Below are 17,710 nucleotides of genomic sequence, written 5' to 3'. Positions count from 1 at the left end.
TCCACCGGACAAGACCTAGGGTAGGTATATGAGACGCGCGAAGATCGTGGCCACGTTCGGACCGGCCATCTCCAGCTACGAGAACACCGTCGCCGTGATCAAGGCGGGGGTGGACGTGGCCCGCATGAACATGAGCCACGGCGACCACTCGGTGCACGACAAGACCTACGAGACGGTGCGCAAGGCTGCGGCGGACCTCGGCAAGGCCGTGGGCATCATGGCCGACCTCCAGGGTCCGAAGATCCGCCTCGGGCGCTTCGTCGACGGCCCGCACGAGCTCGCCGTCGGCGACGTCTTCACGATCACGACCGAGGACGTGCCCGGCACCAAGGACATCTGCTCGACGACGCTGAAGAGCCTGACCGAGGACGTGAAGGTCGGCGACGCCCTCCTGATCGACGACGGCAAGGTCGCCCTGCGCGCCACGGCGGTCGACGATGTCAAGGTCGTCACCGAGGTGACAGTCGGGGGGACGGTGTCCAACAACAAGGGCATCAACCTCCCCGGCGTGGCCGTGAACGTGCCGGCGCTGAGCGAGAAGGACGAGACCGACCTGCGCTGGGCGCTCAAGCGGGGCGTCGACTTCGTGGCGCTCTCGTTCGTGCGGGACGCCCGCGACGTCGAGCGCGTGCACGCGATCATGGACGAGGAGGGCCGCAGGGTCCCGGTCATCGCCAAGATCGAGAAGCCGCAGGCCGTCGAGCAGCTGCACGAGATCATCGACGCGTTCGACGCGATCATGGTGGCCCGTGGTGACTTGGGTGTCGAGCTCCCGCTCGAGCAGGTCCCGCTCGTGCAGAAGCGCGCGATCGAGCTGGCCCGCCGTTGGGCCAAGCCCGTCATCGTCGCGACCCAGGTCCTCGAGTCCATGATCGAGAACCCGCGCCCGACCCGGGCCGAGGCCTCGGACTGCGCCAACGCCGTCCTCGACGGCGCCGACGCGGTCATGCTCTCGGGCGAGACCAGCGTGGGCGCCTACCCGGTCGAGACCGTCCAGACGATGGCGAAGATCATCGAATCGACCGAGGAGCACGGCCTCGAGCGGGTTCCCCCGCTGGGCTCGCAGCCCAAGACGCGCGGCGGTGCGATCACGCGGGCCGCGGTGGCGATCGCGGACCAGCTGGACGCGAGGTACATCTGCACCTTCACGCAGACCGGCGACTCCGCCCGACGCCTCAGCCGCCTGCGCCCGCAGAAGCCCGTCTTCGCGTTCACGCCGCTGACGTCGACGCTGAACACCCTCAGCCTGTGCTGGGGGATCCAGCCCCGCATGGTGGACTTTGCCGCGCACACGGACCAGATGATCGCCCAGGTCGACGAGTACCTCCTCCGGGCCGACCTCGCCGAGCTCAACGACATCGTGGTGGTCGCAGCTGGCTCCCCGCCCGGGGTCGCCGGCTCGACCAATATGCTCCGGGTGCACAAGGTGGGCGACGTCGCCGACGCCGGGCAGGCCTTCGACGGCGCCCCGGCGCCGGTACGCGAGCAGGTCGGCCCCTGGCCGCTGCCCACCGAGCCCCGCCGCGAGAAGCTCTAGGGGGCCGCGCCGCCCGCTCCGCGGGCGGCGCTCCCACAGCACGAGGGCGGCACCCGGATCCCGGGTGCCGCCCTCGTGGCGTGTCGGCCGCTGGTCAGGTGACCTGGTTGATGATGGTCTCCGAGACCTCGCGCATGCTCAGGCGGCGGTCCATCGAGGTCTTCTGGATCCACCGGAAGGCCTCGGGCTCGGTCAGGCCCATCTTGGTGATGAGGAGGCTCTTGGCCCGCTCCACGAGCTTGCGCGTGGCGAACTGCTCCTTGAGGTCCGTGACCTCGGACTCGAGCGCCTTGATCTCCTCGTGGCGCGAGAGCGCGATCTCGAGGGCAGGGACGAGGTCATTGGGCGTGAACGGCTTGACGACGTAGGCCATCGCTCCGGCGTCCCGCGCGCGCTCCACGAGCTCCTTCTGGCTGAAGGCCGTGAGGAGCACCACGGGGGCGATGCGGGCCTTCACGATCTTCTCGGCTGCCGTGATGCCGTCCATGACGGGCATCTTCACGTCCATCAGGACGAGATCGGGCTTGAGCTCCTCGGCAAGCTCCACCGCGCGCTCCCCGTTGTCGGCCTCGGCGACCACGTCGTAGCCCTCCCCGCGGAGGATCTCGATGATGTCGAGGCGGATGAGCGTCTCATCCTCGGCCACGACGACACGGCGGGCGGGGGCTGCGGCGATCGCCTTCTCGGCGGCCGGCGCCGTCTGGGGGGTCTTGTCTGACACGCTGGCTCCTTGGGGGCAGACGGATGTTCCTGCCTCAGATCCTACCGGGTACAGTGGACGGGCAGGCCATGGGGAGGCCCTGGGCCCGAGTGGCGGAATTGGCAGACGCGCCGCCCTCAAAATGCGGTATCGGAAGGTGTGTGGGTTCGAGTCCCACCTCGGGCACCCGGGCGCCGGGCGCCCCGGCACGGCCGGGGCGCCCGGCGCTGTATAGGATGGTCCGGAGCGATTCCCGCCGCCCGTCAACAGATCTGCGCCGAACATCGGATGAACAGATGGTGACCGGGGTCGCGCATCAGCCTCACCACAACCTGAGGGGACGACGGGTGGACATCACCACCATGATCGTGCTGGTCATCGTACTGGCGCTCTTCTTCGACTTCACGAACGGCTTCCACGACACCGCCAATGCGATGGCCACCCCCATCGCCACCGGGGCGATCACCCCGCGCAAGGCGGTCGCCCTCGCGGCGGTGCTGAACCTCGTGGGGGCCTTCCTGTCCACCGAGGTCGCCAAGACCATCTCCGGCGGCCTCATCCGCGAGGGCGCCGACGGCGTGCACATCACCCCGCAGATCATCTTCGCCGGCCTGATCGGCGCCGTGCTGTGGAACATGTTCACCTGGCTGCGCGGCCTGCCCTCGAGCTCGTCGCACGCGCTCTTCGGCGGCCTGATCGGCGCCGCCGTCGTCGGCATCGGGCTGTACTCCGTGAACTTCGGCACCGTGTTCGCCAAGGTGATCCTCCCGGCCGTCGCCGCGCCGCTGATCGCCGGCGCCTCGGCATGGCTGTGCACCCGCATCGCCTACGCCGTGACGGCGCGGCGGGACAGCGAGACCGGGGAGAAGCTCAGGCAGGGCAGGGGCGGCTTCCGCATCGGGCAGGTGTTCACCTCGAGCCTCGTCGCCCTCTCGCACGGCACCAACGACGCCCAGAAGACGATGGGCATCCTCACCCTCGTCCTCATCTCTGGGGGCCTGCAGAAGCCGGGGACCGGTCCCCAGGCCTGGGTCATCGTCGCCTGTGCGGCCGCGATCGCCGTCGGGACCTACGCGGGCGGCTGGCGCATCATCAGGACGGTCGGGACCGGCCTGACCGAGGTGCGCCCGGCCCAGGGGTTCTCGTCCGAGTCCAGCACGGCCGCTGCCATCATGGCCTCCTCGCACCTCGGCTTCGCGCTGTCCACCACGCAGGTGACGAGCGGCGCGGTCATCGGGTCCGGGCTGGGGCGCAGGGGCACCTCCGTGAAGTGGGGCACCGCGGGCCGGATCGCCCTCGGCTGGGTCCTGACGCTCCCTGCGGCCGCCGTGGTCGGTGCCGCCGCCGCGCTGCTCATGGGGCTGGGGGCGCCCGGCGTGATCCTGGTCGTCGTGGTCGGCGTCGCCGCCATCGCCTGGATGTTCTACCTCAACAACCGCCAGCGGGTGGGCCACCGCAACGTCGTCGAGGTCGAGGAGGCGGGCGACGCCGTGGAGTTCCCGCGCAAGCGCAAGCGCCGTCAGAAGGGGGAAGTCCGGTGATCGACTGGGGAGCCTTCGTCGTGGTCGCGATCGCGACCATCCTCGGTGCGGGCAGTATCGTGCTGTTCTTCTCGCTCGCCATCCGGCTCGGCAGCGAGGCACGGGACCCCGAGCGGCAGCGCCGCCGGGCCCTGCTCCGCACCGGATCGGGCGTGAGCTATGCGCTCGCCGGAGCCGCTGTGCTGTACGGCGTCTACCTCGTCATCCCGTACTTCCACTAGGCCATCCCGCCCTTCCGCCGGGGCCCGGGGCGGCGCGGCCGCCCCGGGCCCCGGCGGGAGTCAGGCGGGCTCGCCGCCCTCGGGCAGGCCCGAGCCGTCCTCGTCCGACTCCGAGGAGAACGACTCCCGGTGCCCGTGGTCCTCGGTGTTGCCCTCGTCGAGGTCGGCGTCCGTCGAGGGGGCCTCTTCCGGCTCTGCGAGCCCCTCGTCGGCCTGGCCGCGGGAGTCGGCGGCCGTCTGGTCCTGCCCCGCGGCCTCTCCGGCCGCGGTCCCCTGGGGCACCTCCTCCTCGGGGGTCGGGCTGCCGTAGCCGCCCTCGTGCGGGGCGCGGTCGGCGGACGGGCTGCTGGCGTTCGGGTTCTCGGCATCCATGGTCCCGACGCTAGCGCCGCCCGCGGGCCAGGTCCACGCGCCGCGGCGGGTTCTGGGAAAGCCGCCGGGCCGTGGCTAGGCTGGGCGCCATGTCTGACTTCGTCTACTTCGTGGGAAGCAGCCTCGACGGCTACATCGCCCAGGACAACGGCGGGCTCGACTGGCTCGAGAGGTTCAACGACGTCGAGGGCCTGGGGGAGTCGTACCGGTCGTTCGAGTCCGGCGTGGGCTGCGTCGTCATGGGCGGCGAGACGTACGAGTGGATCAGGGCGCACCAGCCCGGCGCCTGGCCGTACGCCGTGCCCTGCTGGGTGTTCACCCACCACGAGCTCGGCACGGACGACGGCGCCGACGTGGTCCTCGTGCGCGGGGACGTCGGCACCTTCGCGGACGAGCTCCGCCGGGATGCCGGGGAGAAGGACGTCTACGTCGTCGGCGGGGGCTCCCTCGCCGGCGAGTTCCTCGCGGCGGGGCTCATCGACCGGATCGTCCTCACGATCGTCCCCGTGGCCCTCGGCGGGGGAGTGCCCCTGTTCGGCGGCACACCCCTCGGCGTCCCCGCGGGCTTCCGGCTCGAGGGCGTGGCCGAACGGGGCGGGACCGTGGAGCTGCGCTACGCGCGGGCCTGACCCGGCGCCTTCGGTCCCGTGGGATCGTCCCGGAGCAGATTCGTGATGCGGGCGGTGCACAGGCGGCGGCCGTCCTCATCGGTGATGACGATCTCGTGCGTCGCGAGGGTGCGGCCGAGGTGGAGCGCGGTGCACGTGCCCCGGACCCTGCCGCGCGCCGCCGCGCGATGGTGGGTGGCGTTCAGGTCGACCCCGACGGCGTGACGGCCCTCGCCCGCGTGGAGCGAGGCCGCGAACGACCCCAGGGTCTCGGCCAGCACCGCGTGGGCCCCGCCGTGCAGGATCCCGGCGATCTGGGTGTTGCCCTCGACCGGCATCGTCGCGACCGCGCGCTCCGCCGTGAGCTCCTCGAACACGATCCCCATCTTGACCACGAGCGCCCCCACGCCGCGGGCGGCGAGCCACGGGCGCAGCCGCTCGGGGATGCCGGCGGCCTCGAGCTCGGCAGCGGCGTCGGGCCCGGCTGCGCCCTCATGTCCGGCCCCTGCGCGGGGGTCGCCCTCGGCCGCCCGGGCCCGGTCCATCGCGGTGAAATTGTCCTGCATGCCCACTAGGCTGGCACCCGTGACTGAAACCAGCAAAACCCTCGCCCCTCCTGCACCCACGGCCGCCCCGACGGCAGCAGCCGGGGCCCCCGCGGGACGGCAGGGGCGGCTGCTGGTCCTGGACGGCCACTCCATGGCCTTCCGCGCCTTCTTCGCGCTGCCCGCGGACAGCTTCGTCAACGCCGCGGGCCAGCACACGAACGCCGTGCACGGCTTCACATCGATGCTCATCAACCTCGTGCGGGACCAGGAGCCCACGCACGTCGCCGTCGCGTTCGACGTCAGCGACGAGACCACGCAGCGCAAGGCCGTCTACAGCGAGTACAAGGGCGGCCGGAACGCGACGCCACCGGAGTTCGCCGGCCAGATCGAGTACATCAAGAAGGTCATGGGGGCCCTCGGCGTCCGCACGATGGAGCTGCCCGGCCACGAGGCGGACGACATCCTCGCCACCCTCGCCGCGCAGGGCACGGCCGCCGGCTTCGAGGTCCTGCTCGTCTCCGGCGACCGCGACACGTTCCAGCTCGTCGACGACCACGTGGCCGTCCTCTACCCGCGCAAGGGCGTGAGCGACATCCCGCGCATGGACGCGGCCGCGATCGAGGAGAAGTACTTCGTCCCGCCCGCCCGCTACCCCGACCTCGCCGCGCTCGTGGGCGAGTCCGCGGACAACCTCCCCGGCGTCCCCGGTGTCGGCCCCAAGACCGCGGCGAAGTGGATCACCCAGTACGGGGGCCTCGCCGGCGTGCTCGAGCACGCCGACGAGATCAAGGGCAAGGCGGGGGAGAGCCTCCGCGCGAACATCGACGCCGTGCGGCGCAACCGCCAGCTCAACCGGCTCCTGACCGACCTCGAGCTGCCGCTTGCCCTCGAGGACCTCGCCGACCCGCGTCCCGAGCGCGCGGCCGTGGAGGCGCTCTTCGACGAGCTCGAGTTCAAGGCGCTGCGCGCCCGCGTCTACGACGTCTTCGGCACGGAGGGCCCGGAGGAGACCGCAGACGCCTTCCACGTGCCGGCCCACTCCGTGCCGGCGGACGACGGCGAACTGGCCGCCGCGCTCGCGGGCCTCGCCGAGGGTGCGGGGGGACAGCCGGTCGCGGTCGCGGTCCGCACCGACGGCGCCGGGCCCCGGCCGCGCGCCGAGGCCGTCGCGCTCGCGACGGCGGCCGCCGCCGTCGTGGTCCCGGTCGCCAGCGACGCGGCCGCAGTCCCGGCCCCCCTCACCGCCTGGCTCGCGGACGCCTCCGTGCCGAAGGCGACCGCCGAGTTCAAGGAGACGGCGAAGGCCCTGCGCGGGCTCGGGGCCGAACTCGCCGGGGTCGTGGACGACGTCTCGATCTCCGGCTACCTCGCCGAGCCCGACCGCCGCTCCTACGCGCTCGGGGACCTGGCCCAGCACCACCTCGGCATCGAGCTCGCCGCCGGCGCGCCGGCGAGCGGACAGCTCGCGCTCGACCTCGAGGGAGCCGAGGCCGCCGCGGCGGCGCTCGCCCGGAAGGCCGCCGTCGTCCACGCCCTCCACGAGGCCCTCGCCCCCAAGCTCGAGGAGGTCGGGGCGAGCGGGCTGCTGCAGGACATGGAGCTGCCGCTCTCGCGCGTGCTGCTCGACATGGAGTGGGCCGGCATCACTGTGGACCAGCGCCAGATCGACGCCCTGCTCGAGGAGCTCGGGACGGCGAGCGAGCAGGCGGCCGCGGCGGCCTACGAGGCGATCGGCCACCAGGTCAACCTCGGCTCGCCCAAGCAGCTGCAGACCGTGCTCTTCGAGGAGCTCGAGCTTCCCAAGACCAAGAAGATCAAGACCGGCTACACGACGGACGCGGCCTCGCTCAAGGAACTCCTCGACAAGACCGGGCACCCCTTCCTCGAGGCGCTCATGGCCCACCGCGAGTCGAGCAAGCTGCGCCAGATGGTCGAGACGCTCAAGAAGGCGGTCACGGCCGACGGCCGCATCCACACGACCTACGCCCAGACCATCGCCGCGACGGGCCGCCTGTCCTCGAACAACCCGAACCTGCAGAACATCCCGATCCGCTCCGAGGAAGGCCGGCGGGTCCGCGACGTGTTCGTCGCCGGGGAGGGCTACGAGTCACTGCTGTCGGCGGACTACTCGCAGATCGAGATGCGCATCATGGCCCACCTCTCGGGCGACGAGGGCCTCATCGACGCGTACCGGCAGGGGGAGGACCTGCACCGCTTCGTCGGCTCGCGGATCTTCCACGTGGCCCCCGCGGACGTCACGAGCGAGATGCGCTCCAAGGTCAAGGCCATGAGCTACGGACTCGCCTACGGCCTGTCCTCCTTCGGGCTGTCCAAGCAGCTCGAGATCTCCGTGGACGAGGCCCGGACCCTCATGAAGGACTACTTCGACCGCTTCGGCGCCGTGCGCGACTACCTCCGGGGCGTGGTGGAGCAGGCCCGGCAGGACGGGTACACGCAGACGATCTTCGGCCGGCGCCGCTACCTCCCGGACCTCACGAGCACCAACCGGGTGCACCGCGAGCTCGCCGAGCGGATCGCGCTGAACTCGCCCATCCAGGGCTCGGCGGCGGACATCATCAAGCGCGCCATGATCGGCGTGGAGGGGCAGCTGCGGGAGAGCGGACTCGGTTCCCGGCTCCTCCTGCAGATCCACGACGAGCTCGTCGTCGAGGTCGCCCCGGGCGAGGAGGAGGCCGTGCGCGGCATCGTCGAGCAGGAGATGGGCTCGGCCGCCGAGCTGAGCGTCCCGCTCGACGTCCAGATCGGCGTGGGACGCACCTGGAACGACGCCGGCCACTGAGCCCCGGCGCTGCACTGACCCGAGGCTGCACCGACACGAGGGGGAATCCGGCAATGAGCTCCGAGACAGGGACCATGCGCGGCGGCGACTACGAGATCCGGCGGTTCGGGCCGCAGCCGGCGTCGTCGTCGGACTACGCGGAGACCGAGCGGTGGATCGAGGCCGTGCACTACGGCTTCTACCAGAAGCCCGGGCGGGATGAGCTCACGGCACGGATCGCCGAGGCGTCGGTGGCCGACGGCCGCGAGCTCACCGGGGCCTACGAGGCGGCGCCCGCCGCGGCCCCGGCACTGGACGCGGGCCGGCCCGTAGCGACCTTCGCCACCTTCCGCAAGACCCTCAACGTGGGCCACGGGGTGCTCGTCCCGGCGCACCTGGTCACCGCGGTCACCGTCCGGACGGACCACCGCCGCCGCGGGCTCCTCCGCCGCCTGATGTCCGAGGACCTCGCCCGGGCGAAGGCCGACGGCGTGCCGGTCGCCGCACTGACGGCGTCCGAGGCCTCCATCTACCGGCGCTTCGGCTATGGCGTCGCGACCCACGAGCGCAGTGTGAGCGTTGAGACGGGACCGCGGTTCCGGCTGGCGGCGCCCGTGCGCGGCCGCGTCGTCGCCGCCGAGCCGTCGGCCATGCTCGAGCTGGCCCCGGAGATCTTCGCCCGAGCCCACCGCGCCATCCCGGGCTCGCTGGGCCGGCAGGAGCGCTACCGGCTGCGGGCGGCGGGGCAGTGGGACGACGAGACCGGGGGCCCGGACCAGGCAGTCCGCGTCGCGGTCCACCTCGACGAGCAGGGCACCCCCGACGGCTACGCGGCGTACGCCTTCCGCGGCTGGGAGACGGAGCCGCCCACCATGGCGCTGCGCGACCTCGTCGCCGCGACGCCGGAGGCCTATCTCGGGCTGTGGGACTTCCTGGGCTCGCTCGATCTGATCGAGCGCGTCGACTGGGAGGACGCGCCCGTGGACGACCCCCTCGTGTGGGCCCTCGAGGACCCGCGGGTGGTGAGGACCGGCTCGGTGCGGGACATGCTCTGGCTGAGGATCCTCGACGTCGAGGCCGCGCTGTCCGCCCGCAGGCTCGCGCACGGCGGCGACCTCGTCCTCCGCGTCCACGACCCGCTCGGGTTCACGGACGGCAGGTACCGCCTGTCCTCCCCGGCGGAGGCCACGGCGGGCACCGCCCGGGTGACACGCCTCGGCGACGACGACCCCGCGCAGGACGACCTCGTCATGGACATCGCCGAGCTCTCCTCGGTCTACGTGGGCGGAGTGAGCCCGGTGACGCTCGCGGAGGCCGGCCGCATCCAGGTCGGGGAACATCGGCCGGGAGCCGCTGCGGAGCTCGCCGGAATGCTCGCCGTGGAGCGCGCGGCCCACTGCCTCACGCACTTCTAGCCGCGGGGTTCCGCCGGCCGGGGGGAGGCCCACCGCACGGCCCGACGCCGGGCGGCGGCCGCGCGTTCACCCGGCCGCCGTCCTGCGGGGGTATCCTCCCCTCGGGACGTCGTCGGGCCATCCGGGACGAGCCCGCCCCTTGTTCCTCCTCCCTTGGAGCGTCCATGCTCGCGCGCCGCAGTGTGCTCACCGCCCTCCCCGCCCTGGCACTGGCGGCCTGCGCCGCGCCGGCGTCGACGCTGCCCGCGGGTGCGAGGGCTGCGGGCGCGGCCATCGCCGCAGGCCCCGGGGCAGTCCCGGCCCACGCGCGGCAGGATGCCCCGGCCCCCACCGGCCCTGCGCGGCGGCCGCGCCCCGCACTCGAGCAGGTCGAGCGCCAGTTCGCCGGCCGCGTGCCGGCCGCGTGCCGGCCGCGTGGGGGCTCCAGGTCCCCGGCGTCGTGACCCGCGTCGCCGTGGGATCAGTGGCCCTCACCTTCGATGCCTGCGGCGGCCCGGGTTGCGCGGGGTACGACGGCCGGCTCATCGGGACCCTGAGGAAGCACCGGGTCCCCGCAACCCTGTTCCTCAACGCCCGGTGGATCGCCGCGAACCCTGGGACGGCCGCCGAACTGGCCGCGGACCCCCTGTTCGAGCTCGCGGACCACGGCACGGCCCATCGGCCGCTCTCGGTCACGGGCCGGGCCGCCTACGGCATCCCGGGCACCGCGTCCGTCGCCGCCGTCTACCAGGAGATCCTGTCCAACAGGGCGCACCTCGAGGGACTCGCCCACGCCCCGGGGCCCTGGTACCGGCCGGGCACCGCCTACTACGACGACGTGGCGGCCGATGTGGTCCGCGCCGTCGGCCTCGTTCCCGTGAATTTCTCCATCAACGGCGACGGCGGGGCGACCTTCTCGCCCGCGCAGGTCGCCACGGAGGTCGCCAGGGCGCGCGCCGGCGACATCGTGATCAGCCATATGAACCACCCGGGTGGGGGGACCGCCCCGGGCTACGAGGCGGCACTGCCGCGCCTGATGGGCATGGGGATCACCTTCACCACGCTGTCGCGTGCCGGCCTGCCATGGGAATAGCGCCGGCTCCGCGGGTAGAATCGGGGGCGGCCGCGCGCGGAGGCGTTTTGACCCGTGTTGAGCCTGCCAACTAAACTGGTGGGGCGCGTAGTGCGCAGCACCACCACCAACACTTCAGCCGGAGTCCGTGCGGCCGCACGTGTCTGGCTGACCGACCAACTATCCACATCGGAGCCCCTACTACATGACCATCACCTCCACGACCTCCTCCACGCCGCAGGTCGCCATCAACGACATCGGCACGCCCGAGGAGTTCCTCGCCGCCGTCGACGCCACCATCAAGTACTTCAACGACGGCGACCTTGTCGAGGGCACCGTTGTCAAGGTTGACCGCGACGAGGTCCTCCTTGACATCGGGTACAAGACGGAGGGTGTCATCCCCTCCCGCGAGCTCTCCATCAAGCACGACGTCGACCCGTCCGAGGTCGTCGCCGTCGGTGATCAGGTCGAGGCCCTCGTTCTCACCAAGGAGGACAAGGAAGGCCGCCTGATCCTGTCCAAGAAGCGCGCCCAGTACGAGCGCGCCTGGGGCGACATCGAGAAGATCAAGGAGGAGGACGGCGTCGTCACCGGCACCGTCATCGAGGTGGTCAAGGGTGGTCTCATCCTCGACATCGGCCTCCGTGGCTTCCTTCCGGCCTCGCTGGTCGAGATGCGCCGCGTCCGCGACCTGGCGCCGTACATCGGCCAGAAGCTCGAGGCGAAGATCATCGAGCTCGACAAGAACCGCAACAACGTGGTCCTGTCCCGCCGTGCGTGGCTCGAGCAGACCCAGTCCGAGGTCCGCTCCTCCTTCCTCAACAAGCTCGAGAAGGGCCAGGTCCGCACGGGCGTCGTGTCCTCGATCGTCAACTTCGGCGCGTTCGTGGACCTCGGCGGCGTCGACGGCCTCGTGCACGTCTCGGAGCTGTCCTGGAAGCACATCGACCACCCGTCCGAGGTTGTCGAGGTCGGCCAGGAGGTCACGGTCGAGGTCCTCGAGGTGGATCTGGACCGCGAGCGCGTCTCCCTGTCGCTCAAGGCGACCCAGGAGGATCCGTGGCAGACCTTCGCCCGCACGCATGCGCTGGGCCAGGTCGTCCCGGGCAAGGTCACGAAGCTCGTCCCGTTCGGCGCGTTCGTCCGCGTCGAGGACGGCATCGAGGGCCTCGTGCACATCTCCGAGCTGGCGGTCCGCCACGTGGACCTCGCCGAGCAGGTTGTCTCTGTGGGCGACGAGCTCTTCGTCAAGGTCATCGACATCGACCTTGAGCGTCGCCGCATCTCCCTGTCGCTCAAGCAGGCCAACGAGGGCGTGGACCCGGACTCCACCGAGTTCGACCCGGCGCTCTACGGCATGGCTGCCGAGTACGACGAGGAGGGCAACTACAAGTACCCGGAGGGCTTCGACCCGGAGTCCAACGAGTGGCTCGAGGGCTACGAGACGCAGCGCGCCGCGTGGGAGCAGCAGTACGCCGACGCCCAGTCCCGCTGGGAGGCGCACAAGAAGCAGGTCCTGCAGCACCTGGCCGACGACGCGGTCGCCGCGTCCGGCGGCCACGAGGCGGCGCCGACCACCTACTCCTCCGAGGCCCCGGCGACCGAGCACGGCACGCTCGCCTCGGACGAGGCACTCGCCGCGCTCCGCGAGAAGCTGACCGGCAACTGATCGTGACCGCGGCCGCCTAGGCCGTCGGTACCGACACCGCTGACGAGGGCGGGTCCTGCTCAGGCAGGGCCCGCCCTCGCCGCGTCCCCGGGCCTTTTTCCCCTGACGGTGCTGCCGGCCTGGTCCCTACGGTGGCTGCGGGGGCGGGTTCAACCCCAGCACCCGCCCCCGCCTCAGCGTCCCGGGCCCGCCAGCGTCAGCGCACCCCGGCTCTGGGCCCGCTGCTTCAGCGCACATCGACCCACGAGGTCCCGAGGCCCACGGCCTCGGCAGTCCCGGCCGTCAGGGCGGCGAGCCTCGCCGTGAACTCCGCGGCGTGGGCGTCGGTATCCGTCAGAGCCACCCGCAGCGTCGCCCCCGCGGCGCCGTAGTCGGTGCCGACCACCAGCACGCCTGCGGCGCGGAACTCGTTCTCGAGGCGCGGTGCCGCAGCATGCGGCACGTCGATCCCGACGAGCCTGAGCCTCCGGCGGCTCAGGAGCGGGGCGGTGTCCAGCGCCGCCGAGACCGACTCCGAGTACGCCCGCACCAGGCCGCCGGCGCCCAGGAGGATCCCGCCGAAGTACCTCACGACCACCGCAGCGACGTCGCTGAGGTCGGCGACGCCGTCGTGCGTCTGCCGCCGCAGGAGCGCCTCCAGCATCGGGATTCCCGCCGTGCCCGAGGGCTCGCCGTCGTCGCTGCTGCGCTGGGTCGTGCGGTCCGGGCCGAGGACGAACGCGCTGCAGTAGTGGCGGGCATCGTGGTACTCGCGCCGCAGATCGGCGACCAGGGCGCGGGCCTCGTCCTCGGCCGCCACCCGCCGCAGCACCGTGATGAAGCGCGACCGCTTGACCTCGAGCTCGTGCCGGTGCTCCCCGTCGACGGTGGTGTAGGTCGTGGCATGGCTCGGCGTATCGGTCACCGGCCCCAGTCTAGGAGGCGTGCGCCGCGGGGCGTGCCCGGCTCCACTAGGCTGGTCCCGTGCTGAGAGTGGGCCTGACGGGCGGCATCGCCGCGGGGAAGTCGGAGGTGTCGCGCCGGCTTTCAGAGCGCGGGGCCGTGATCGTGGACGCGGACGTCCTGGCGCGCGAGGCCGTGGCGCCCGGCAGCGACGGGCTCGCCGAGGTCGTCGAGGCGTTCGGGGACGGGATCCTCGCCCCCGACGGCACACTCGACCGCGCCGCACTGGGCGCCGTCGTGTTCGCCGACCCGTCCCGCCGGGAGATGCTCAACGCGATCATCCATCCGCGCGTGCGGGCCCGTGCCGCGCAGCTCGCGGGCGAAGCCGCTGCCGCCGACCCGCACGCCGTCGTGGTCCAGGACATCCCCCTGCTGGTGGAGACCGGACAGGCGGGCGCGTTCGATGTCGTCGTGGTCGTCGACGCCCCGGACGACGTCCGCCTGGCCAGACTGCTCGCCCGCAACGGGATGGACGAGGCCGAGGCGAGGTCCCGCATGGCCGCCCAGGCCACGCGGGAGCAGCGCCTCGCCGCCGCCGACCACGTGGTGGCCAACACCGGTTCCCTCCCCGCCCTGCGTGCAGCCGTGGACCGGCTCTGGGACGAGGTGCTCGCGCCCGCGGCTGCCCGGGAGGGCTGAGCACCGGCCCCCCGGGCCCCGGTGTCAGCCCACGGCGATCGCGCCGCCCTGCGGACACCGGCTGTCCGCTGCCCGGCGTAGATTGGGACCATGAGCCTTGCCCAGGAGATCAACCGCGTCGTCGCGCCCTTCGAGGTGATCAGCGAGTACCAGCCGGCAGGGGACCAGCCGACCGCGATCGCCGAGATCGCGGAGCGCATCCAGAACGGGGAGAAGGACGTGGTGCTCCTCGGCGCCACCGGCACCGGCAAGAGCGCCACGACAGCCTGGGTGATCGAGAAGCTCCAGCGCCCGACCCTCGTGATGGTGCAGAACAAGACCCTCGCGGCGCAGCTCGCCAACGAATTCCGCGAGCTCCTGCCCAACAACGCCGTCGAGTACTTCGTCTCCTACTACGACTACTACCAGCCCGAGGCCTACGTGCCGCAGTCGGACACCTACATCGAGAAGGACTCCTCGATCAACGAGGAGGTCGAGCGGCTGCGCCACTCGGCGACGAACGCGCTGCTCACGCGCCGCGACGTGGTCGTCGTCGCGACCGTCTCGTGCATCTACGGCTTAGGCACTCCCGAGGAGTACGTCGCCGGGATGGTCACCCTGCGGCGCGGGATGGAGATGGACCGGGACGCGCTCCTGCGCCGGTTCGTCGCGATGCAGTACGTGCGCAACGACATGGACTTCCACCGCGGCACCTTCCGCGTGCGGGGCGACACGGTCGAGATCATCCCGATGTACGAGGAGCAGGCGCTGCGGATCGAGTTCTTCGGCGACGAGATCGAGTCGATCCACACCCTGCACCCCCTCACGGGCGAGGTGATCCGCGAGGAGACGGAGATGTACGTCTTCCCCGCGAGCCACTACGTCGCCGGACCCGAGCGGATGGCCAAGGCGATCCAGGGCATCGAGGACGAGCTCGCCGAGCGGCTGCAGCTGCTCGAGTCGCAGAACAAGCTCGTCGAGGCCCAGCGGCTGCGCATGCGCACCACCTACGACCTCGAGATGATGCAGCAGATGGGGTTCTGCAACGGCATCGAGAACTACTCCCGGCACATCGACGGCCGCGGCCCCGGCACCGCCCCGCACTGCCTCCTGGACTACTTCCCGGACGACTTCCTGCTCGTCATCGACGAGTCCCACGTGACCGTCCCGCAGATCGGCGCCATGTACGAGGGGGACATGTCGCGCAAGCGCACCCTCGTCGAGCACGGCTTCCGGCTGCCCTCCGCCATGGACAACCGCCCCCTGAAGTGGGACGAGTTCCTCGAGCGGATCGGCCAGACCATCTACCTCTCCGCCACCCCCGGGAAGTACGAGCTCGGCAAGGCCGACGGCGTGGTGCAGCAGATCATCCGGCCCACCGGCCTCGTGGACCCCGAGGTGGTGGTCAAGCCGACGAAGGGCCAGATCGACGACCTCCTCGGCGAGATCCGCGACCGGGTCGAACGGGACGAGCGCGTGCTCGTCACGACCCTCACCAAGCGGATGGCCGAGGACCTCACGGAGTACCTGCTCGGCCACGGCGTCAAGGTCCAGTACCTCCATTCCGACGTCGACACCCTCCGCCGCGTCGAGCTCCTGCGCGAACTGCGGCTCGGCACGTTCGACGTCCTGGTGGGCATCAACCTCCTGCGCGAGGGCCTGGACCTGCCCGAGGTCTCGCTCGTGAGCATCCTCGACGCCGACAAGGAGGGCTTCCTGCGCTCCGCGACGTCGCTCATCCAGACGATCGGCCGCGCGGCGCGCAACGTCTCCGGCCAGGTGCACATGTACGCGGACAAGATCACCGACTCCATGGCCCAGGCGATCGACGAGACGAATCGCCGCCGCGAGATCCAGATGGCGTTCAACAAGGAGCGGGGGATCGACCCCCAGCCCCTGCGCAAGCGGATCGCCGACATCACCGACCAGCTCGCACGCGAGGACCAGGACACCGAGAAGCTGATCAAGCAGTTCGACTACGGCAAGGGCAAGCGCGGGTACTCCGCCGCCCGGGCCGTCGCGGCCGGGCAGGAGACCGTCCGCAAGGACGGGGTCGCGGCCGCCCCTGCCGAGGACCTCATCGGGCTCATCGCTCAGCTGACCGAGCAGATGCACGGCGCCGCCGCGGAGCTCCAGTTCGAGCTCGCGGCCCGGCTGAGGGACGAGGTCTCCGACCTGAAGAAGGAGCTGCGCCAGATGCAGGCGGCCGGACATGCCTGAGCCGGCCGCGCCGGAGCCGGGTACCGCCCGCCCGGCCACGCCACAGCCGGGCACGGCCGAGCCGGCCTCCCCAGCGCACCGCCGGGTGCAGCGCAGGACCGTGGGAGTGCTGGCCTCCGCACAGCTGCTGAGCGGTCTCGGGAACGGGGCGACGCTCGCGATCGGCTCCCTGCTCGCGGTCCAGTACGGCGGCTCCGACGCGTGGGCCGGGTCGGTGACGACCGTCCTGACCCTCACGGCCGCGGTCGCGGCGCTGCCCCTGGCAGGCCTAGCCGCCGCGAGGGGCCGCCGCACCGCGCTCGTCTCGGGACTCGCCCTCGCAATGGCCGGCTCGCTCGCGGTCGTGCTCTCGACCGTCACCTCGTCCTTGGCGCTGCTCCTGGCCGGAGGGGCGCTTCTCGGGGTGGGGACAGCCGTGAACCTCCAGTCGCGTTTCGCGGCCGTCGACCTCGCCGGGGCGGCCCACCGCGGCCGGGACCTCTCGCTCGTCGTCTGGTCGATCACCGTGGGCGCGGTCGCGGGCCCCAACCTCATCCGGCCGGGCGCCGCCCTCGGCACAGCCCTCCACCTGCCCGAGACGGCCGGGCCGTTCGTCATCTCCGTCGCCGGCATGGCCCTGGCCGCCGTGATCCTGCTGTTCGGCCTGCGCCCCGACCCGCTGCTCGAGGCCCGGCGCCGCGCCGGCGTCCAGGAAGGCGTCGCCGACGGGGGCCACCCCCGGTCGGCGCGCCTGGGCGGCCAACCGTGGGCCGCCGCGCTCAGGGGCGGCGTGCACGCCATCCGGACATCGCCCGACGCCGTCCTCGGCGTCGTCGGAGTCGTGGCCGCCCATGCCGTCATGGTCTCGGTCATGTCAATGACTCCGCTGCACCTCCAACAGGTCACCGTCGGCGCCATGGCGGGCATGGGCCACGAGGGCCACGTGAGCACCGATTCGTTCGCTCTCATCGGCTTCACGATCTCGCTGCACATCGCCGGGATGTATGCGCTCTCCCCGGTCATGGGGTGGCTCTCGGACCGCTACGGCCGGCGCCGGGTGCTCGCAGGCGGCCATGGCGTGCTGGTGCTCGCCGTCGCCGTCGCGGCCGTCGGGGCGCCGAGTCCTGCGGCCGTTGCCGTGGGCCTCGTGCTGCTCGGGCTCGGATGGTCGGCGGCGACGATCGCCGGCTCCGCGCTGCTGGCGGAGAGCGTGGAACCGGTCCACCGGGTCCAGGCGCAGGGCGCGAGCGACACCGCCATGGGCCTCGCGGGCGCCGCCGGCGGCGCCCTCTCGGGCGTCGCGATGGCACTCATCGGGTTCGAGGGACTCGCTCTGGCAGCCGGTGTCCTGAGCGTCGCCGTGCTCGCCCTCGCCGTCACGAGGTCCATGGCGCGGCGCCGCCGCTTCGACCCGGCCTGACGGACGGCTTGCCGCTCACGCGGACCGACGCGGCCCGACGGACCGGCCAGCCCCAGAGGGAACGCGCGGATCGGGGCAGGGACCGGCCGG

The 17,710-nt window shown here is 72.1% G+C and carries 16 protein-coding genes and 1 tRNA gene; 13 read left to right on the top strand and 4 right to left on the bottom strand.

Annotated features, from left to right (window positions below; translation table 11 throughout):
* Positions 1 to 28: 28 nt before the first annotated feature.
* Positions 29 to 1,537, top strand: a complete 1,509-nt coding sequence (pyk, locus tag ACYVKZ_RS10870) for a pyruvate kinase (RefSeq protein WP_307006221.1) — start codon at positions 29 to 31, stop codon at positions 1,535 to 1,537.
* A 94-nt stretch (positions 1,538 to 1,631) separates the two neighbouring features.
* Here the strand turns inward: pyk and ACYVKZ_RS10865 are convergent, their stop codons facing one another.
* The gene (locus tag ACYVKZ_RS10865) at positions 1,632 to 2,213 is read right to left on the bottom strand and encodes an ANTAR domain-containing response regulator (protein ID WP_460992457.1); all 582 of its coding nucleotides are present in this window, start codon (positions 2,211 to 2,213) and stop codon (positions 1,632 to 1,634) included.
* A gap of 128 nt (positions 2,214 to 2,341) precedes the next feature.
* Between ACYVKZ_RS10865 and ACYVKZ_RS10860 the strand changes: the two genes are divergently transcribed.
* From ACYVKZ_RS10860 to ACYVKZ_RS10850, 3 genes are all read left to right on the top strand, one after another.
* A tRNA-Leu gene (locus ACYVKZ_RS10860) sits at positions 2,342 to 2,423 on the top strand.
* Between the two features lie 161 nt (positions 2,424 to 2,584).
* Positions 2,585 to 3,778, top strand: a complete 1,194-nt coding sequence (locus tag ACYVKZ_RS10855; protein ID WP_460992275.1) for an inorganic phosphate transporter — start codon at positions 2,585 to 2,587, stop codon at positions 3,776 to 3,778.
* Positions 3,775 to 3,999 carry a hypothetical protein gene (locus tag ACYVKZ_RS10850; protein WP_460992274.1) on the top strand — a complete coding sequence of 75 codons (225 nt, stop codon included), beginning with the start codon at positions 3,775 to 3,777 and terminating at the stop codon, positions 3,997 to 3,999. The genes ACYVKZ_RS10855 and ACYVKZ_RS10850 overlap by 4 nt, the downstream gene beginning before the upstream one ends.
* Positions 4,000 to 4,059: 60 nt before the next feature.
* Here ACYVKZ_RS10850 and ACYVKZ_RS10845 read toward each other — a convergent pair whose 3' ends face one another.
* Entirely contained in the window at positions 4,060 to 4,371 is a 312-nt protein-coding gene (locus ACYVKZ_RS10845) for a hypothetical protein (protein ID WP_460992273.1), read from the bottom strand.
* 89 nt (positions 4,372 to 4,460) lie between these two features.
* On the opposite strand from ACYVKZ_RS10845, the gene ACYVKZ_RS10840 reads away from it, so the two are divergent.
* The gene (locus ACYVKZ_RS10840) at positions 4,461 to 5,000 is read left to right on the top strand and encodes a dihydrofolate reductase family protein (protein ID WP_460992272.1); all 540 of its coding nucleotides are present in this window, start codon (positions 4,461 to 4,463) and stop codon (positions 4,998 to 5,000) included.
* Here ACYVKZ_RS10840 and ACYVKZ_RS10835 read toward each other — a convergent pair.
* Positions 4,985 to 5,545 carry a hotdog fold thioesterase gene (locus ACYVKZ_RS10835; RefSeq protein ID WP_460992271.1) on the bottom strand — a complete coding sequence of 187 codons (561 nt, stop codon included), beginning with the start codon at positions 5,543 to 5,545 and terminating at the stop codon, positions 4,985 to 4,987. The genes ACYVKZ_RS10840 and ACYVKZ_RS10835 overlap by 16 nt on opposite strands.
* Positions 5,546 to 5,678: 133 nt before the next feature.
* On the opposite strand from ACYVKZ_RS10835, the gene polA reads away from it, so the two are divergent.
* The 5 genes from polA to rpsA all read left to right on the top strand — a co-directional run bounded on the left by polA (position 5,679) and on the right by rpsA (position 12,441).
* A complete protein-coding gene (polA, locus tag ACYVKZ_RS10830) occupies positions 5,679 to 8,327 on the top strand; it encodes a DNA polymerase I (RefSeq protein ID WP_460992456.1) in 2,649 nt (882 codons plus the stop codon).
* A gap of 53 nt (positions 8,328 to 8,380) precedes the next feature.
* Positions 8,381 to 9,721 carry a GNAT family N-acetyltransferase gene (locus ACYVKZ_RS10825; RefSeq protein ID WP_460992270.1) on the top strand — a complete coding sequence of 447 codons (1,341 nt, stop codon included), beginning with the start codon at positions 8,381 to 8,383 and terminating at the stop codon, positions 9,719 to 9,721.
* A 164-nt stretch (positions 9,722 to 9,885) separates the two neighbouring features.
* A complete protein-coding gene (locus ACYVKZ_RS10820; protein ID WP_460992269.1) occupies positions 9,886 to 10,164 on the top strand; it encodes a hypothetical protein in 279 nt (92 codons plus the stop codon).
* The gene (locus ACYVKZ_RS10815; protein ID WP_460992268.1) at positions 10,161 to 10,793 is read left to right on the top strand and encodes a polysaccharide deacetylase family protein; all 633 of its coding nucleotides are present in this window, start codon (positions 10,161 to 10,163) and stop codon (positions 10,791 to 10,793) included. The genes ACYVKZ_RS10820 and ACYVKZ_RS10815 overlap by 4 nt, the downstream gene beginning before the upstream one ends.
* 184 nt (positions 10,794 to 10,977) lie before the next feature.
* Positions 10,978 to 12,441: a 30S ribosomal protein S1 gene (gene rpsA, locus ACYVKZ_RS10810; protein ID WP_460992267.1), complete on the top strand. Its 1,464-nt coding sequence runs from the start codon at positions 10,978 to 10,980 to the stop codon at positions 12,439 to 12,441.
* Positions 12,442 to 12,667: 226 nt separating this feature from the next.
* Here the strand turns inward: rpsA and ACYVKZ_RS10805 are convergent, their stop codons facing one another.
* The gene (locus tag ACYVKZ_RS10805) at positions 12,668 to 13,345 is read right to left on the bottom strand and encodes an IMPACT family protein (RefSeq protein WP_460992266.1); all 678 of its coding nucleotides are present in this window, start codon (positions 13,343 to 13,345) and stop codon (positions 12,668 to 12,670) included.
* A 59-nt stretch (positions 13,346 to 13,404) separates the two neighbouring features.
* Between ACYVKZ_RS10805 and coaE the strand changes: the two genes are divergently transcribed.
* From coaE to ACYVKZ_RS10790, 3 genes are all read left to right on the top strand, one after another.
* Positions 13,405 to 14,022 (top strand): dephospho-CoA kinase, encoded by a 618-nt coding sequence (coaE, locus tag ACYVKZ_RS10800; RefSeq protein ID WP_460992265.1) that lies wholly within the window; start codon positions 13,405 to 13,407, stop codon positions 14,020 to 14,022.
* A 90-nt stretch (positions 14,023 to 14,112) separates the two neighbouring features.
* Complete coding sequence (gene uvrB / locus ACYVKZ_RS10795; protein ID WP_460992264.1) at positions 14,113 to 16,221, top strand: excinuclease ABC subunit UvrB; 2,109 nt, start codon at positions 14,113 to 14,115, stop codon at positions 16,219 to 16,221.
* Entirely contained in the window at positions 16,214 to 17,620 is a 1,407-nt protein-coding gene (locus ACYVKZ_RS10790; protein ID WP_460992263.1) for an MFS transporter, read from the top strand. The genes uvrB and ACYVKZ_RS10790 overlap by 8 nt, the downstream gene beginning before the upstream one ends.
* Positions 17,621 to 17,710: the final 90 nt, after the last annotated feature.

It is taken from the genome of Sinomonas soli (assembly GCF_054782415.1).
The sequence above is the reverse complement of the archived record's forward strand: the minus strand, read 5'-3'. Positions and strand labels throughout refer to the sequence as shown.

Coding starts and splice junctions, on each gene's coding strand:
- pyk (WP_307006221.1), top strand. CDS start 29: ATGAGACGCGCGAAGATCGTGGCCACGTTCGGACCGGCCATCTCCAGC.
- ACYVKZ_RS10845 (WP_460992273.1), bottom strand. CDS start 4,371: ATGGATGCCGAGAACCCGAACGCCAGCAGCCCGTCCGCCGACCGCGCC.
- ACYVKZ_RS10840 (WP_460992272.1), top strand. CDS start 4,461: ATGTCTGACTTCGTCTACTTCGTGGGAAGCAGCCTCGACGGCTACATC.
- ACYVKZ_RS10835 (WP_460992271.1), bottom strand. CDS start 5,545: ATGCAGGACAATTTCACCGCGATGGACCGGGCCCGGGCGGCCGAGGGC.
- polA (WP_460992456.1), top strand. CDS start 5,679: ATGGCCTTCCGCGCCTTCTTCGCGCTGCCCGCGGACAGCTTCGTCAAC.
- ACYVKZ_RS10825 (WP_460992270.1), top strand. CDS start 8,381: ATGAGCTCCGAGACAGGGACCATGCGCGGCGGCGACTACGAGATCCGG.
- ACYVKZ_RS10820 (WP_460992269.1), top strand. CDS start 9,886: ATGCTCGCGCGCCGCAGTGTGCTCACCGCCCTCCCCGCCCTGGCACTG.
- rpsA (WP_460992267.1), top strand. CDS start 10,978: ATGACCATCACCTCCACGACCTCCTCCACGCCGCAGGTCGCCATCAAC.
- uvrB (WP_460992264.1), top strand. CDS start 14,113: ATGAGCCTTGCCCAGGAGATCAACCGCGTCGTCGCGCCCTTCGAGGTG.
- ACYVKZ_RS10790 (WP_460992263.1), top strand. CDS start 16,214: ATGCCTGAGCCGGCCGCGCCGGAGCCGGGTACCGCCCGCCCGGCCACG.